This is a genomic window from Kordiimonas aestuarii, from assembly GCF_025574465.1.
GTDB lineage: Bacteria > Pseudomonadota > Alphaproteobacteria > Sphingomonadales > Kordiimonadaceae > Kordiimonas > Kordiimonas aestuarii.
Window position 1 is genome coordinate 1,051,938 of sequence record NZ_JAOBPP010000021.1, and the last position, 15,697, is coordinate 1,067,634.

Annotated in this window: 12 protein-coding genes; 5 read left to right on the plus strand and 7 right to left on the minus strand. The window is 54.9% G+C overall.

The features are described 5' to 3' along the window. Nucleotides 1-63: 63 nt before the first annotated feature. The gene (locus tag OEU85_RS17400) at nt 64-459 is read left to right on the plus strand and encodes an energy transducer TonB (RefSeq protein WP_262692802.1); all 396 of its coding nucleotides are present in this window, start codon (nt 64-66) and stop codon (nt 457-459) included. Between the two features lie 347 nt (nt 460-806). On the opposite strand, the gene OEU85_RS17405 is transcribed toward OEU85_RS17400, so the two are convergent. After that, a complete protein-coding gene (locus OEU85_RS17405; RefSeq protein WP_262692803.1) occupies nt 807-3,104 on the minus strand; it encodes a methyl-accepting chemotaxis protein in 2,298 nt (765 codons plus the stop codon). A gap of 259 nt (nt 3,105-3,363) precedes the next feature. Here OEU85_RS17405 and OEU85_RS17410 point away from each other — a divergent pair, with 259 nt between their 5' ends. From OEU85_RS17410 to OEU85_RS17420, 3 genes are all read left to right on the plus strand, one after another. Then, nucleotides 3,364-4,533: a BaiN/RdsA family NAD(P)/FAD-dependent oxidoreductase gene (locus tag OEU85_RS17410; protein WP_262692804.1), complete on the plus strand. Its 1,170-nt coding sequence runs from the start codon at nt 3,364-3,366 to the stop codon at nt 4,531-4,533. Nucleotides 4,534-4,865: 332 nt separating this feature from the next. Beyond that, nucleotides 4,866-6,217, plus strand: a protein-coding gene (locus OEU85_RS17415; protein WP_262692805.1) for an IS3 family transposase whose coding sequence is annotated in 2 segments (ribosomal slippage) — nt 4,866-5,202 and nt 5,202-6,217 — 1,353 coding nt in all. Because the reading frame shifts where the segments join, the coding sequence is not laid out codon by codon here. A 303-nt stretch (nt 6,218-6,520) separates the two neighbouring features. Next, nucleotides 6,521-7,750: a polysaccharide pyruvyl transferase family protein gene (locus tag OEU85_RS17420; RefSeq protein WP_262692806.1), complete on the plus strand. Its 1,230-nt coding sequence runs from the start codon at nt 6,521-6,523 to the stop codon at nt 7,748-7,750. A 54-nt stretch (nt 7,751-7,804) separates the two neighbouring features. On the opposite strand, the gene OEU85_RS17425 is transcribed toward OEU85_RS17420, so the two are convergent. From OEU85_RS17425 to OEU85_RS17435, 3 genes are read right to left on the minus strand one after another with little or no spacing between them, the layout of a single operon-like run. Next, complete coding sequence (locus tag OEU85_RS17425; RefSeq protein ID WP_262692807.1) at nt 7,805-8,596, minus strand: phytanoyl-CoA dioxygenase family protein; 792 nt, start codon at nt 8,594-8,596, stop codon at nt 7,805-7,807. A gap of 14 nt (nt 8,597-8,610) precedes the next feature. Continuing rightward, a complete protein-coding gene (locus OEU85_RS17430) occupies nt 8,611-9,471 on the minus strand; it encodes a phytanoyl-CoA dioxygenase family protein (RefSeq protein WP_262692808.1) in 861 nt (286 codons plus the stop codon). Between the two features lie 33 nt (nt 9,472-9,504). Then, on the minus strand, nt 9,505-10,953 hold the full coding sequence (locus tag OEU85_RS17435) for a hypothetical protein (protein ID WP_262692809.1): 1,449 nt from the start codon (nt 10,951-10,953) through the stop codon (nt 9,505-9,507). Nucleotides 10,954-11,148: 195 nt separating this feature from the next. Between OEU85_RS17435 and OEU85_RS17440 the strand changes: the two genes are divergently transcribed. Next, nucleotides 11,149-12,813, plus strand: coding sequence for a tetratricopeptide repeat protein (locus tag OEU85_RS17440; RefSeq protein WP_262692810.1), 1,665 nt, complete (start codon nt 11,149-11,151; stop codon nt 12,811-12,813). On the opposite strand, the gene OEU85_RS17445 is transcribed toward OEU85_RS17440, so the two are convergent. Genes OEU85_RS17445 through OEU85_RS17455 form a run of 3 tightly spaced genes read right to left on the minus strand, consistent with a single transcriptional unit; the run spans nt 12,810 to nt 15,661 of the window. Next, nucleotides 12,810-13,682, minus strand: coding sequence for a glycosyltransferase family 2 protein (locus tag OEU85_RS17445; protein WP_262692811.1), 873 nt, complete (start codon nt 13,680-13,682; stop codon nt 12,810-12,812). The genes OEU85_RS17440 and OEU85_RS17445 overlap by 4 nt on opposite strands. A gap of 1 nt (nt 13,683) precedes the next feature. Continuing rightward, entirely contained in the window at nt 13,684-13,938 is a 255-nt protein-coding gene (locus tag OEU85_RS17450; RefSeq protein ID WP_262692812.1) for an acyl carrier protein, read from the minus strand. Nucleotides 13,939-13,951: 13 nt separating this feature from the next. Beyond that, nucleotides 13,952-15,661 carry an AMP-binding protein gene (locus OEU85_RS17455; RefSeq protein ID WP_262692813.1) on the minus strand — a complete coding sequence of 570 codons (1,710 nt, stop codon included), beginning with the start codon at nt 15,659-15,661 and terminating at the stop codon, nt 13,952-13,954. Nucleotides 15,662-15,697: the final 36 nt, after the last annotated feature.

Genomic DNA, 15,697 nt, shown 5'->3' on the forward strand with positions numbered 1-15,697 from the left:
CACAGTTTTTACCGGATATGCGTATACCGGTTAGTGGGAGCAAAAATTTGGAGGAGGAATGGGATGGTTTTTGCAGTGTTATTAACTAGGTTAGCCCGTCAGTTTCGGGTTGTTTTGGGAGGGACAATCGCACTGGTGTTTCTTGCGGGGGCCACGCCGGCTTTTGCAGACGATATACAGGACTGGCAGCGCGAGATTGTTAAAAAAATCATCAAGACCCACATCTACCCAAGGTCTGCGATTGCGCGGGAAATCGAGGGTAGTGCCAAGGTACAGGTGACAATTGACCGGACCGGTAAAATCACCGCCTACGACATTCTCGAGCCGACCGGGGAAGATCAGCTCGACAAGGTTATTCCTAAGATGATGGAAAAGCTGGACCCCCTGCCGGAGCCCCCGGCAAGCCTGCCGGATGGCAACCTCCAGTTTGTTATTCCGATTGCATGGCGCCTGCAATAAAGCAGGAACATCACAGCAGCTGTCAAAAGGGCCCTCCGGGGCCTTTTTTTATTGCCGACCACGGCCACGCGGGCTGCCAGATGAAGATGGAAGATGGAAGATGGAAGATGGAAGATGGAAGAGGGTCGGGGGAGCCCGAAGCCTGCGCGGCAGGCAATAAGGTCGCCCAGCCTGCTTTTAAACGCATACGGGCTATGGATCTCCGCCCAACAGCGGCCCGGTGCTCTGTTTCCCGGCTGGCGCGCTGTTCGCCTGCTGCCCGCCGGGGGGGCGTCTCACCCAGAACCAAAAGAAAAGGGCCCGAAGGCCCTTTAATCAATCTGGAAATTTGGCTTGTCGCGCGCGGATTATTCTTCCTCACGGATGGTGCGCAGGAAGGCTTCTACCTGGCCACGCAGCTCATCTGATTGCTGTGTCAGCAGTTGCGCCGCGGTGAGCACTTCGGTTGCCGCCGCCCCTGTGGAGGTTGCACCCTGGTTCACGGCGTGGATGTTCGAGGTCACTTCTTCTGTGCCGGTGGAAACCTCGGATACGTTCCGGGCAATTTCCTGCGTGGAGGCGTCCTGCTCCTCGACAGCCGATGCGATGGAGACCGATGTTGACTCGATGGCACCGATGATGCCCTTGATCTCGTCCATCGCGCGCACCGCAAGGTTTGTCGCCTGCTGCATACCTTCAACTTGTTCGCTGATTTCCTGTGTGGCTTTCGCTGTCTGGTTCGCGAGGCTCTTCACCTCGCTCGCCACAACGGCAAAGCCTTTACCGGCGTCACCAGCCCTCGCAGCCTCGATGGTCGCGTTCAGGGCAAGCAGGTTGGTCTGTTCGGCAATGTCGTTGATAAGCTTGACGACATCCCCAATCTTTTGCGCCGCATCGACAAGTTCGGCGACATCCTTGCCAGCGTTTTCGGTACGGTTCACTGCGTCGCGCGCCGATGCGGAAGACTGGTTGGTCTGGCCGGTGATCTCGCGCACCGATGCCGACAGTTCTTCTGCGGCGCTGGCCACCATCTGCGCGTTCGAGCTGGCCTGCTGGGCCGCGTTAGCCACCACTTCCGACTTCTTGGACGTGTCGTCAGCGGTTTCGGCCATGCCGCGGGCCGCATTTTCCATCTCGGTCGCGGAGTTGGAGACACCCTGCACCACGGCCATAACAGACGCCTCGAACTTGTCGGCGAGGTCGAGCATGGCCTGACGGCGTTCATGGCGGGCTTTTTCCTCACGCTCCTGTTCGCGTTGGCGCTGCGTCTCTGCTTCTTCCCGTTTGGTGCGCTCTTCTTCCTCGGCACGCTCGCGCTCTTGCTCTTCGCGTTCGCGTTGTTTGGCTTCAAGCTCCTGGCGTTCGATGGCGTTCTCTTTAAAGATCTGCACAGAACGCGCCATATCGGAAACCTCGTCGCCACCCTCGGTATAGGGCACTTCCACATCGAGGTTGCCTTTTGACAGCACCATCATGGTATCGGAAAGTGCGTTAACCGGGCGAACAACCTTGAACATCACGACCCACACGGCCACGCCGCCGATCGCGATAACAAAGACCATAAGCACAATCGCAAGGGTCACATTGGCCGCCGCTGTGCCAACGGCCTCATCATTGAGGCTGGCGGACAGCTCTTTGGCGTAGGCGTTCATGTTCATGACCGGCTTGGCGGCGTTTTCGGCAAGGCGTACCCATTCAATTGGCGTAACACCATAGTCGACGATCGTCTGCATTTCCTCGTTTGGCTCGGCCTCGTCAGAAAGATCATAAAGGTCAAAGCGTGTGAGCTCAAAGTCGTTGAAAAAGGCTTTCTGGATGGCTTCGATTTGCGCGTCACGAGATTCCGGCGTGGTATCTTCGCGTGCGAAGGAGACCGAATTGGCAATCCCCATCACCTGCGACCACGCGGCCTGGCCATAACCGCCATAGCGAGAGCCCTGGTCGCGCTTGATTGAGGAAATCTGTTCACCGGAGGCGACGTTTTCACCAAGAGAGGCGCTTTCGCGCGTGGCATATTCAAGCATCAGCCACAGCTGGTGCTTGAGCCGGATAACCTGTGAAATGCGATCATCGCCGAAGTCATAGTTTTCCTCGAGCGCGATGCGCACCTTTGCGGCTGCTTCAACAAGGTCGGTCATCACGTTGGTCGCGCTTCGGCCGTTGAGGTCACGTGCGCCTTCCATCTTGCCGAGGTCCTCGTCAATGGTGGAGAGCTGTGATTCGTATTTACCGAAAGCGTCGCGGAACTTCTGTTTGGTCTCTTCAAACCGGGCGGTCACCCCTTCATAGATTTTTTCATTTACGTCTTGCCCGTCAAAGGGTTCGATCTTTTCAAGCTTCTCGACAATATTGCCATAGGCGTCATCCACGTCCTGGCGACTATTGCTGATGATCTTTTCAAAATCGCTGCTTGCTGGCTGGGGCGAACCATAGGACGTGTAGGTGGCGCCGCGTTCATCACTCAGCGCCAGCTTTAACTGGACAATGTCGTCGATAAGGGCGTTGACCTCCATCGAGCGTTCGGCGCGCGCACTATTCTCAAGGGCAGTATCCATCCGCGCCCAGGTGAGCGAGATAACAATGACCATGAGCGTCGCGGTGACGAACAGTAGAAGGTTTCGAATACTAAAGACTTTATTTTGCAGGATGTTATCAAGCGCCGCCATTGTGGAGAGCCCCTCGTTTTTCAGCAAGCCTAGCTTTAAGATTATACGCTAACGTGCTCAATTCATTGCATAGTACAGTTAACGAAACTTAAAGACGGTACAATATGGGTGACATTTTTCGACGCCACCTCCCCCTAGTCGCGATAGTAACGCCTGATTTCTTGTTATCAACCGTATCCTTCTATAAATATCGCTGCATTGCGCCGATTGTTGCACATGAAAGGCCATCCGTATCGCTATGGTTGATAAGATTGTAAAAATGCAAGATTTAGTTGTTGTTGGCGGTGGGGCGGCGGGCCTTATGTGCGCCGCGGTTGCGGCAGCGCGGGGCCGGTCTGTTGTGCTTTATGAGCATAATAAAAAACCGGGTGCCAAAATTCTGATCTCCGGTGGCGGTCGCTGTAACTTTACCAATGAGGATGCAACGGCGACGGCTTATCTGAGCGAGAACCCGCATTTCGCCAAATCCGCGTTAAGCCGCTATACGCCGTGGGACTTTATGGACCTGCTGGGCAGGCATGGTGTGACATGGCACGAAAAGACACTGGGGCAGCTGTTTTGTGACCAGGGCGCCCGCCGGGTGCTCGAGGTCTTGCTGGCGGAATGTGAAAGCGCGGGCGCGGACGTACAAACCGGCGTGGCGGTCAAATCGGTACGGTATGAAAGCGGTCGCTACGAGCTGGTGACAACATCCGGGCTGGTCTCGGCCGAGGCGCTTGTCGTGGCAACCGGGGGCTTGTCGATCCCGAAAATGGGCGCGACATCTTTTGCCTATGATATTGCCCGCCAGTTTGATGTGCCGGTCGTCGAACCGACGCCCGCGCTCGTCCCCTTCACTTTTGCCGACAGGGACCTTGCGTTCATGAAACCGCTTGCGGGGGTGGCGGCGGATTCCGTGGTGTCGTGCGGCAAGTCCAGTTTCCGCGAAAACCTGCTGTTCACGCACCGGGGCCTTTCCGGCCCGGCGATTTTGCAGATATCCAGTTATTGGCAGCCCGGGGAAGCCATCGCGCTGAATTTGGTGCCGGACGAAGCTGATATCGCGGGCTGGTTGAAGGCCGCGCGGGATAGCAGGCCCAAAGCCGTGCTCAGGACGGTCCTCAGCGAAAAGCTGCCCACCCGGCTTGCCGAAGCGCTGGCAGAAGCGTGGCCTGGGATCATGGCGTCCATGTCGAACAAGACGCTGGAGGCCATCGCGGAAAAACTGAGCCGCTGGCAGCTCGTGCCCTCAGGCACTGAAGGCTTTGCCAAAGCGGAAGTAACACGCGGCGGCATCGACACCGCCGCCCTCAGCTCCAAAACGCTTGAAGTCAAAAGCCAGCCCGGATTGTATTTCATCGGCGAATGCGTGGATGTGACCGGCTGGCTGGGGGGCTATAATTTCCAGTGGGCATGGGCAAGCGGCTGGGCCGCCGGTCAATATGGTTGATTTGTGTGTAGAAACAATAAATTATGAAAATTATTAATATTATTTGAACATTATGCTTAATATCTGAAAAAAGAATGAAAAATGAGTTGTGTTTTGGTATGCTTCCTGCCGGGAGTGCTCAGGAAACATGGCAAGCTATCGACAACTAAAGTCACTTGATGACTATCGTAGGGCGATCAGGAACGGTTATGGCTTGGGGTCTGGGGAAAACTATAAACCCTGGCTCCGGGTCCAAGATGTCAAAAGCTGTTCCCCATCAGCGCCTATGAGACAGATTTGAGATATTGTTAAAGGAGGATTTTGGTCTCATCGTAATGACGTAAGGAATGAGGATGAGAGCAAAATCAGCAAGTTCAAAAAGCGGCGCCGAGAAGGCGGTCAAGGACATCCGTTGGGCCAACCGGCGCAAGTTCAGCGCTGAAGAGAAGATCCGTATCGTGATCGAAGGCCTGCGCGGTGAAAGTAGCATTGCGGAGCTGTGCCGCAGGGAAGGCATCGCCCAGAGCCTCTATTATAGTTGGTCGAAAGAGTTCCTTGAGGCTGGCAAGAAGCGCCTTGCAGGCGACACTGAACGCGCCGCCACCACCGACGAGGTCAAAACCCTGAAGCGCGAGACACGCGACCTCAAGGAAGCGCTGGCGGAGCAGATGCTTGAGAACCGGTTGCTCAAAAAAAGCATGATCGGGGATGGGGAAGACCCCGCATGAGGTATCCCGGCGCTGAGAAGCGTGAGATCATCCGGCTGGTGGGCGAGAGCCACCTGCCGGTCAAGCAAACACTGGAGATGTTGGGCGTGTCGCGCCCGACGTTCTATCGCTGGCTGGACAAGCTGGAGACGGACGGCCCGGACGCACTGGATGACAAACCATCTGTGCCCGGCAAGGTCTGGAACCGCATACCAGAGAAAATTCGGCAGCAGGTCACTGACATGGCCCTTGAACAGCCTGATCTGTCACCCCGCGAACTGGCGGTGCGCTTCACTGATACACAGAGATATTTTGTCTCTGAGGCCAGTGTGTATCGCATGCTCAAGGAACAGGATCTGATCACCAGCCCCAACTGGGTGGTGATCAGGGCGGCTGATGAGTTCCGGGACAAGACAACGGCATCCAACCAGATGTGGCAGACGGATTTCACTTACCTGAAGGTCATTGGCTGGGGCTGGATGTATCTGTCCACCATCCTGGATGATTACAGCCGTTATGTGATCGCCTGGAAGCTATGCACGACCATGAAGGCCGAGGATGTGAAGGATACGCTCAAGCTGGCCCTGAAGGCGTCAGGCTGTGACAGAGCGAAGGTCAGCCATAGGCCGAGACTTCTCAGTGACAATGGTTCGTCCTATGTGGCGGAGGAATTGGCCCACTTCCTGGAACGCCAGAAGATGAGCCATGTGCGCGGTGCCCCCTATCATCCGCAGACGCAGGGAAAGATCGAGCGCTGGCACCAGACGCTGAAGAACCGACTTCTGCTGGAGAACTATTATCTGCCGGGGGACCTCAAGCGGCAGATCGCCAGCTTCATCGGGCACTATAATCACCAGCGGTATCATGAAAGCCTGAACAATCTGACACCTGCCGACGTCTACTTCGGTAGAGGACAAGCCATTCTGGAGAAAAGGAGAAAGATCAAGGAAGACACCATCAGGCAAAGACGCTTGCTTCACCAGATGCAAGCTGCCTAAACTGAAACACAAACCTGAGACCAAGCCTCCTGAGCAATGGGGAGAAAATGTCTCAAATGTTCTGACGACGGACATATACGAACCCCAAGCCATCGTTTTCACAGGGTTGCCTCTTGAAACCCCTTGGAACCCTCAGCCAATATGGCGTATGGAAGTTGATGCAACTACCGTAAGGCCGACGGGCCGAACGTTTCCGGGGGCCTTAAAGAATTGTTGTAAGATGCTTTTACGGCTGCAATTATGCTGTTAATTGTACGTTGTTTTCTTGCCCTTGTAACTCCTTGTGCAGAGGAAATCCCTTAGATGAGCTTTTCGAAACACCCCGTCGGCGTCGTGGGGACATTCGACGTTCCAAACTATGGGGATTTGCTTTTTCCATTGGTCGCATCCTTCAAGCTTGGTCTCGGGGATCACGAACTTCTCGCTGTATCACCCAGTGACAACAAAGTTTATTTCGAGGACGCGAAACCGGCAACCACGCTGGATAACCTTTTAAAGCATGACATCACCCCGACAGCTTTCTTGATTGGAGGCGGAAACATTGTTCATGCCGGTACTGCGAACATGCCCGAACATTATGCAGGTGACCTCGACCGATCCGCTTATGCGTCGTTATGGCTCGGCACTGCGACCATGGCCGCATTCTATAATTCTCCCTTGATCTGGAATGCTCCTGGCGTCCCTCTGCCGTTTAGCCAGATGGCAGGTCATGCAATGAAGCATGTCTTGAGAGCCAGTAGTTATGTTTCGGTAAGGGATCAGAAGAGCCTCGATAACCTTGACGCGCCAGAAGACGTGGATGTTGCCCTGGTGCCCGACACCATTTTCAGCCTGCCTGAACTTTGGCCCAAGAATGGCTTGAAGGAGCGCTTCCGTACGCTGGTGCGTGAACATGGCGGCTCGGTTGCAAAGAGATATATGGCTGTCCACGTAAAGGCACGTTCGCTGGACCGGGACTATAAGTTTATGGCCGAACAATTGGATGGGTTCTCCAGCAAAATGCAGGTCATACCGGTCCTTCTCGCGCTGGGTCATTGTCATGACGATCACCTGGCTGCGGATAAAATTTCTGGCCTGATGACAGCCAGTCATCTTAATTTCGCCCGGTTGACCAGCCTCGCGGACGTTGCCGCGACGCTTGCAGGCAGCTGCGCCTATGTTGGTGCGTCAATGCACGGGTACATAACCGCGGTCAGTTACGGGAATCCGGCACGGATTATCGGCAAGCCAGACCTTCCGAAGAACCGTGCGGTTACAAAAATGCTGAACAGGGAGCAGGATTTTCTGGGAAGCTGGGAGGTGGCGCTGGACCTACCCCTGTCCTGGATGCAGGAGGACGCGAGCGCGACACTCGCATTGATCGCGGACGATATCGTGCCGCGGCTGGATCAGCACTGGACTACAATCGGCCAGATCATCCGGGAAGGAGATGATGCAAGGGTTGTCTTCAGAAACAGGTTGGCGCGGTTGCTGCTCCGGTATCAGATCAGGCATTCGGGCATCAGCCAGTTTATGACCATCTTCACTGAGTAGGGCATCGCTGCTCAACATTGTCTGGGAGACTGAGGCGCTGTCTTTTGCGCCGGGTCAAAACGCGACCTTGAAGAAGCGGCGGGAAAGGTCAGTATAAGCTCGAATATCAGCAGGATTCAAGAGGCCTCGCGGCGCGGATTCAAGGTCGAATGTGCCGTGGTCGCGCCCCGAGATCAATGTTGCGCTGCCCCTTTGCTCGCCTGTCTGGGCAACACTTCCATCAATGTACCGAATGGTCAGGCCGATCCTGCGGTCTTCCCCTGCGGCCGGTTTTGATCCGTGAATGATCTGGCAGTGATGCAGGCTCATCTCACCGGGGTTGAGCACTAGTGGCGCGGCAGAACCGACTTCGCCGTCTGCAGCGACATGTTCGCCTGCGGGCAGCATGTTACTCGGTGTCGGGCTGTTGGTATGGGGCAGAAGTGACCGGTGGCTGCCCGGTATCACTTCGAGGCAACCGTTTTCCGGCACCGACGGAGTCAGTGCCAACCAGGCTGTCAGGCCCTTTGGTTCGGTCAGGTTCCAATAATACGCATCCTGATGCATTGATACGAACTGTCGGTCATTTGGCGACTTGGCAAAAAAACCGACTCCCCAGCACAACAGATCCTCGCCCAGCACGGCTTTGACCGGTTCAATAATGCGTCGGTCGTGAACCAAGTTCCATATCCAGGGCACCAGCAGGTGTATTTTGATATTCCACAGCGGCTTGATCCTGCCGTGCGATCTTGTTTCGAGTTCGGCAAACGCGGCCAGCACGCGCACTACCTCTTGCTCGTCGAGCACAGGATAGGGCGAAGCATAACCGTTCTCATGGAAAAATTCTGGTGTAGTGCAGGATTGCATATTGACTGCTCTGGTTACCACGTTGTTTCGGCTGTGCGCGTCAGGTGATAGGTTTGTTTGCTCTGCATCAAATGTTTCCCCAAACGGCGTACGCTTTCCTGGTGGCATGCTTTCGCTTGCTCAGGCGTCTGATTATCTGGTGCTGACGCATGTGCTGCCAGTGTGTTGTCGACGCCGGTGACTGGGGAACAGATCAGATCCCCAAGCATAGCTCCGGTTTCATGTTCAGCTGAGCTGACGAAACGCATGGAAAAGCCAACACGGTTTAACGCTGAACGATTTCTATCGGAGCCGTGAACTGTAAGGCTGTCATGAACCGATGCTTCGCCAGGGCGGAGTGTCATGGTAACCGTGCGGGTTTCGTCGGGTGACACGGACAGCACTTCGTTCAGGCCGAGCATGTTGGCGGCGGTGCGGCAGGTCTCATGGTCCAGGAGCTTGTTATGGCGTCCGGGCACCACCTGTACAGCGCCGTTTTCGGCTGTGCTAGGAGTTAGTGCGAGCCAGATCGTGATGGCGCGTCGTCCCCCTAGTCCCCAGTAGGTTGCATCCTGATGCCAGGCGACATGGCTGGTCTTATCCGCAGGCTTGTCGATGATACTGGTCGCAAAGCAAATAGCGTCGGGCCCGAGTATATGATCAACGATCTTCAGGACATTGGGATGGGAAACCACGTCCCAAAAAGGTTGAAACAGGATATGTGGATTGCGCTTTTGCAGCGAGGTCATTGGTTTTCGGCCAGAGCCATAACCTTCCAGCAGGTTGGTGAGTTCTGCCACATTGTGTTGGTCGACGAGTTGCAGTGGGAAACTGTAGCCCTGTGTGTTAACCTCATTTGCAGCCTTTTCGATCGCTGATATTTGTATACTGCTCATGTCATCAAGGTCCGTATGCGGGTGTAGCGGTGGTTACGTGGCAACCTTGTGCAATACCCAGCTCTGCCGTTTGCTTTCCACCTCGAAGCCGTGAGCGGCGGCGAGGTTCTTGACGATATCCTGCATGACAAACTTGCCGTTGGCATCCGGCCACAGCCAGTCATCCCCGCACAGAATAGCATGAGGAAACAATTCATGCGCTGTTTCGAGGTCGATACTGCGCTTGAACGCATCGATGTAGATAAGGTCCACTTTGATCCGTCGCTCTTTCAGGTAAGCAAGAGCCTCGGGCGAGAAACGCCGTACGGGGATGAACCTATCCCTATAGGCCCACATGTTATTCAGGCAGACCTGGTAATTTCCATATGTTCGGATATCTGACACAATTTTCGTAATCTCGTCCTCGGTGAAGGCGGAAAAACTGCGTGACTGAACCGGGTCTTTTGACGTGTCCTCGATATAATCGCCCCAGTTGTGGTTCCATGGGTCAACACCGATGACGATCAGGTCTTCCTTGGTGTTCAGCCATTGACGGGAGGACCCGCCGAGGAAGACTCCTATTTCCACCACTGTTTTCACATCATTCTCGAGAATAACCTTTTCGACGATCTCGCGACCAGCCTGACCGTTGCCATCGAGTGAAAGGTGAAAGGGCTTGATTGCACCGCACCTGAAGTCCGGCCAAGGATTGTCCCGCCGCAAACGCTCAAGGCCGTGACGAGTGTCGGTGTCGTGGCACTGGTGGGCCTTTGGGGTTGCTTTGTGCAGGACCCAACATTGGTGTTCGGCTTCAATCTCGAAACCGTGCTCGGCAGCGAAAGCCTTCACCATTTCCGGCTCGACCGGGCTGTCTAGCGTGCTCCGCGATAGCGCATACTCTCCGCACAGGATGGCGTCCGGAAATAGCTGATGTACCCGCTCGAGATCGCTGCTGCGCTTAAACTCACCAATATGAAGGAGATCCACCTTTACCTGCCGCTCTTTCAGGTAGGTAATCGCGTCTTGCGAAAAGCGGCGAACCGGGATGAATCTATCTTTATAAGCTCGCAGGTTGTTGAGGCAGGTTTGGTAATATCCATGGGACCTGACGCCAACTGCAATTTCGGCAATCTCAGCTTCTGAAAGGGCCGATAAACCGTATGGCGGGGGCGCATGTTTTTCCGCGCCCTCGATGTGCTCGGACCAGTCATCGTCCCATGGATCGACACCGATGACGGTAAGGTCTCCCTTGGTGTTCAGCCACTGAAGGCATGCCCCGCCGAGAAAGACCCCGATTTCCAACATTGTTTTCGCATCATTTGCGACAATGGCTTTTTCGATGATCCGGCGACCATCAAGGTCGGTGCCGGCAGAAAGGTCGAAGGGTTTGATCGCTGCATAGTCGATCGCAGGCCACGGATTGTCCCGTCGCAAATTTTCCAGACCCAGATTGATAGCCGCGTCGCGGTATTGCAGGAGCTTTTTGGAAACAACCCTTGTCATTAGCGGGTCCCCGCGCTGTTGAATTTATGTATTGCCAGTTGTTTTTTTTTCGGCACGATGAAGTATCCTTTGCGGAATGACGTGACCAAGGGCATGAGTCGCCGCGCCGCGACGATCAGGATTTTGGCCTATTCCATAGCAGGTTAAGCAAAAAAACTTTCAAGACCAACGGGATTTTTAGATGTGGGGAAACAAGTGAGCGATACGGCGATTTCGTTTGATCGGGATATTATCCAGCGGCAGATCCAGAACGGAGATTATGATCTCGCGCGTGCGGGGCTGGAGGGTGCGTTGGCCATTTCTCCGCAGTCTGTTGGCCTGACACTGACGAAGGCGGACCTGCATATCGCACGTGGTGATTTTTCTGACGCAGTCAGTGTGCTGGCAAGCCTCGTCCAAACGCCCTCCGCCATCCGTTGGGCGGTGCCAAGGGTATCGACGATGTTGGAGACCAAGCCAGACTTTTTCAACACCACAGGTTCACAACTACTCTTCCAATGCGTGGACGCCACGCAGAGCGCCGATATGCCGGCGATAGAGAAGAGAAATTTCTTTGATGCGATCCTTAGGGCACGGCTTGGCTGTGGAATTGACTTACTTGGCCGTATCGCCGCGCTCGCGGCAGACCCCAAATACTCCCTGCGGCTGGCGACCGCGTTGGCTGAGGCCGCACGAGTTGACGAGGCGATTGATGTTCTTGTTCGTTTGCAGCGTGGTGGGCACGAAAGCGATGAGGTGCTGATGATCCTTGCGGATCTTTATTACGTGGTGGGAGACAAGGGAAGGGCACGAGACCTTGCAGACGAACTGCTAAATAGAACAGATTTGCGCCCCCTGTATCTGGGCCGGGTCATTGCCTTGTTGCGCCGGTTGGGCCTGACTGAACTTGCACTGGCGCATACCATCAGGGCGCTGGAAGCAGGCAAGCTGGATTTCAGATTGATGGATCATGCTGTGCGTGTGGCCATGCCTGATCAGCAGCGTTCGGAAATGGTTCGGCTTCTGAGCGCCATTCCTGCCGCGATGAAACCCCCGCTCCTTTTTTATACGGCCATCGCACATTTGCTGAATGGCGATGTCGGGACAACTTTGAAACTGTTGAGTGAGGAGCTGCCGTCAGCGACGGAAGCCATGGCTGGACCCTTGCGTCAGATTCTGACCCAAAAATCTGTGGGGGACTGGAAAAGCGAAGAGCGTGCGGCAGTCAATTTCGGTCGTGATGTACAAGTGCGGAAAGGCTCTGCGGGGAGGCCGGTTGTTCTCTGGGTTTCGGGCGTCAAGGCGTCGCTCCTGCCCCAGTATGTTATTGACGCCGCGTTACAGGATTTGGACTATACGGTCGTGTATTTTAACCTGCACACGACAGTCCAGGGAAATCAAACAATCTCTACACTCCTGGAGCAGCACCGCCACGATATTGAGGAGTATCTCGGCTGCAGCTTGGCAGGTGCAAGCATGGTTGTCGGAGTATCGGGGCGAGTTGGGCTTGCGCTGGAGATGGCGCTCTTGTTGAAGGTGCCGACCGTGTTGGGTTTTGGCTCAATTATTGATGCGGATACTTATTATTCAGACACCAAACCTTCTCTCTGGAATCCGGAATTTTTGCGGGCCTTGGCGTCACGAATGGGAGACAACGTGGGCACCAATGTGCTGCGCCTGTTGACGGACAACCCTCAAACGTCGCTCATCAACTATCTTGGTGCAGACTATGCACGGGACGTGTCGCAAGCGCGCTTGCTGGACGGGTGCAAAAATGCGCGGTCGATATATGTCGAGGGTGTCGCCGACCATCTGATCCTCAATCATTTGTATGCGAGTGGCCAGTTGCTGGATGTTTTCCGCTCTCTCGTCGAGAGTTAGGATGGTGGCGGCAGATATTTATCTTTTTTCAGTATGATCCCGGGTTGCCGGACCATGCCCGCAGGCTTGCCCCGCAGGTGCCGGTATTTAACGCCTGCCTGTTTCAATAGGCTGATTAATCCTTCCTCTGTGCTGGTACTGATGCCTCCGTGGCACTGGTGGAACGTGCCTTCATCCACCAACTTCACCAGTTCCGTGTCCGGCAGGTCAACAGCCCGGCGCAATAGATCCGGATTGGCATAGCCTCCGCCGGGTTCATCAAATGCTTCGTCATAGCCGCCAAGCCTTATCCAGGTCGATTTCCTCATGAATATGCCATTGCTCTCAAGGAGCGGACCGGACGGCGACCGCATTTCAGACGTTGCGATATCAAAGAGCCTGTAACCGTCATCAGGCCAATTTATTGAGCCTAGTAAAGCGTCTTCCACTTCGCTGGAATAGGCTGCTGACTTTTGCGCGGCGTGGTGGGCTGTTCCCAATTGATAGTTTGGTGTGACAATCACTGGGTTTCTGTACTGTCTTGCAGCTGACAGGGCACCGGCAAGAACGCCTGGTGATGCCATGCGGGCCCCATCGATCCACACACCAACAAGGTCGCCCTGGGCCATAACGAGTCCCTCATTGATTGCATGAACCGGCGATGGCCGCGGATTGTTCGATCGCAGGTGGCGAAGCTCTGCGATCGGGGGCAGGGCAGCTGGCGCGTCACGTGATCCGTTGTCTATTGAAATAATCTCTATGTCCGAGGGTGCGATGCCAAGTTGATAGCCTGCGGACAGGCTATGGAGTGTGCGGGGCAACTCCCGAGCCATATTGTATGAGATGACAATGACGCTAAGGCGCGGGTTATTTATCGACAGTGACGGCATCTCAGGTTTTTTGATTTAGGGCGTCGGACAAGTACTGCGAAAACGTGCTGATGGTCGAATATTCGATAAGTATATGTGGATCTACCGCGATGTCGAAGTCATCCTCCAGCACGCCGGCCATGATAACGAGCTCCACCGAGTCCAATCCCAGATCAGTCCAGTCAGTGTCGGTTGGTAAGGCATCGGAGCCCGTTTCCAGTACTGACCGAATATATTTTTGAATCCAACCTTCAATTTCGACTTGTGATTTTCCCATTTTTTTTCCTGAATTAGTGAATTTTATTGGCTTGATACCAGTGCGCAGCCTCACCCCTGCCCAATTTGCCGCTGGAGGTTCGTGGCAGCGATTTGGTGACCTCCAGATCCATGGATATCCTGATCCCGAAATAACCCGCCAGATAGCGTTCGGCGCGCGTGCGTAAAGCAGATAGCTCGTCGGGGGGCAGAATGTTCCTGAGCCCTTCCGCGACGAGAAGGAGGTCCAGGGCGGTTGCGTTCCCAAAATTTATGATCAGGCAGGAAATGATGCGGCGTGACTTGTATCCCAGCGCGTCCAGTTCCTGCTGGAACCAATGCTCCATTGTTCGCTCAATATCGGCCAGGCCTATATTCTGGGCATTGACGCTGATCATGTTTGACTGGCGATCAAGTATGAAAAGTCCGGAACCGTCCATATAGCCTATATCGCTTGTCCTCAAATATGTCTGACCGTCACTATCGACAATTGATGCATGTGGCACCAATTGTTGGGGGTTGCCCGCCCGGACAAGGCCCGGCGAGACATGCCTGCCCGCAATGCATATTTCGCCAACGCCGTAATCGGACAGGAATTCAGCTCCCTCTCCAAGTATTTTGACTAGCCCGGGCGCTACGGGCGGGCCGCAGTTTACCACCGGCATATTCATGCCGAGTTCCCTCATGACTGCGGCGGGCATGGTGGATGGAGGCTGGCCCTTCCTTGAAACACTGATCATCAGGGTGCCTTCCGCCATACCAAAGCAGGGGCGAAATGCGGAGCGTCTCAGTCCGTGGGGTTCGAGGTGAGCAATGAGTGTCGACATGCTGTGGGCTGATATGGGCTCGGCGCCACAGAAAATATCGGTAAGGCTGGAAAGGTCCAGCTCCGAGATATCACTACTGCCTAGCTTGCGGTTTAGAATTTCGACGCCAAAGTTCGGCAGGGTCGCGGCTGTCGCGCGAACCCGGCTCATGGCGGCAAGCCAGGCCTGTGGCCGCTGAATAAAATGTTTTGGCGATGCACCATAGCATGTGCCGCCACTCATGAGAGGGGTCATCAGAGACCCAATCAATCCCATATCATGAAAAAGCGGCAGCCAGTTGACGAGTGCCACTTTTTCGCTGGTGTGAATTGCGCCAAGGATAATTTCTTCCACGCCGGATGTGATATTATCAAACGTGATGGAAATACCCTTGGGGCTGGACGTCGACCCTGAAGAAAATTGCACCACGGCAAGCTCCAAAGACGTGTCGTCGGCGCGCTCCTCGACCATGCGGGGCATGAACTCGGGTGCCTCTTCGGATAGGCCTATTTCATGGGTGAGTGTCTCAACGTCGCCAATATGCTGTTGAAAACCGATACTGGACAGCACCAGCGATGGGTTTACGGCTGCGATTATGCTCTTGAGCCGTGCACGGTGCAAATCACTGTCGGGGGCGGGACAAGGGACGGGAACTATGCCGGCAATCCAGCAGGCGATAAGGCTGACAGTGAAAACTGTGTGGTCCTGCTCGGCTAGGAGGGCAATACTCCCCGGCGCCGCGTTGGCCGCCAAAACTTGTGCATAATCGCAGGAATTACGGGCCAGCATTGCATAGGTCAGGTTGGAGCCCGGCTCATTGTCAGTCTGAAAGCGGCTATCGAGATTGCATACTGCCAATTGATCATGGTTCGCGGTCACCAAACCGAAAAATCGCTCAAGAAAAGCCAGCCTTCCGGTTTTGGATGGGGTACCGCTCATTTAGCGCTCGTTTTTTGTTTTTCTCTGTGAATCCGC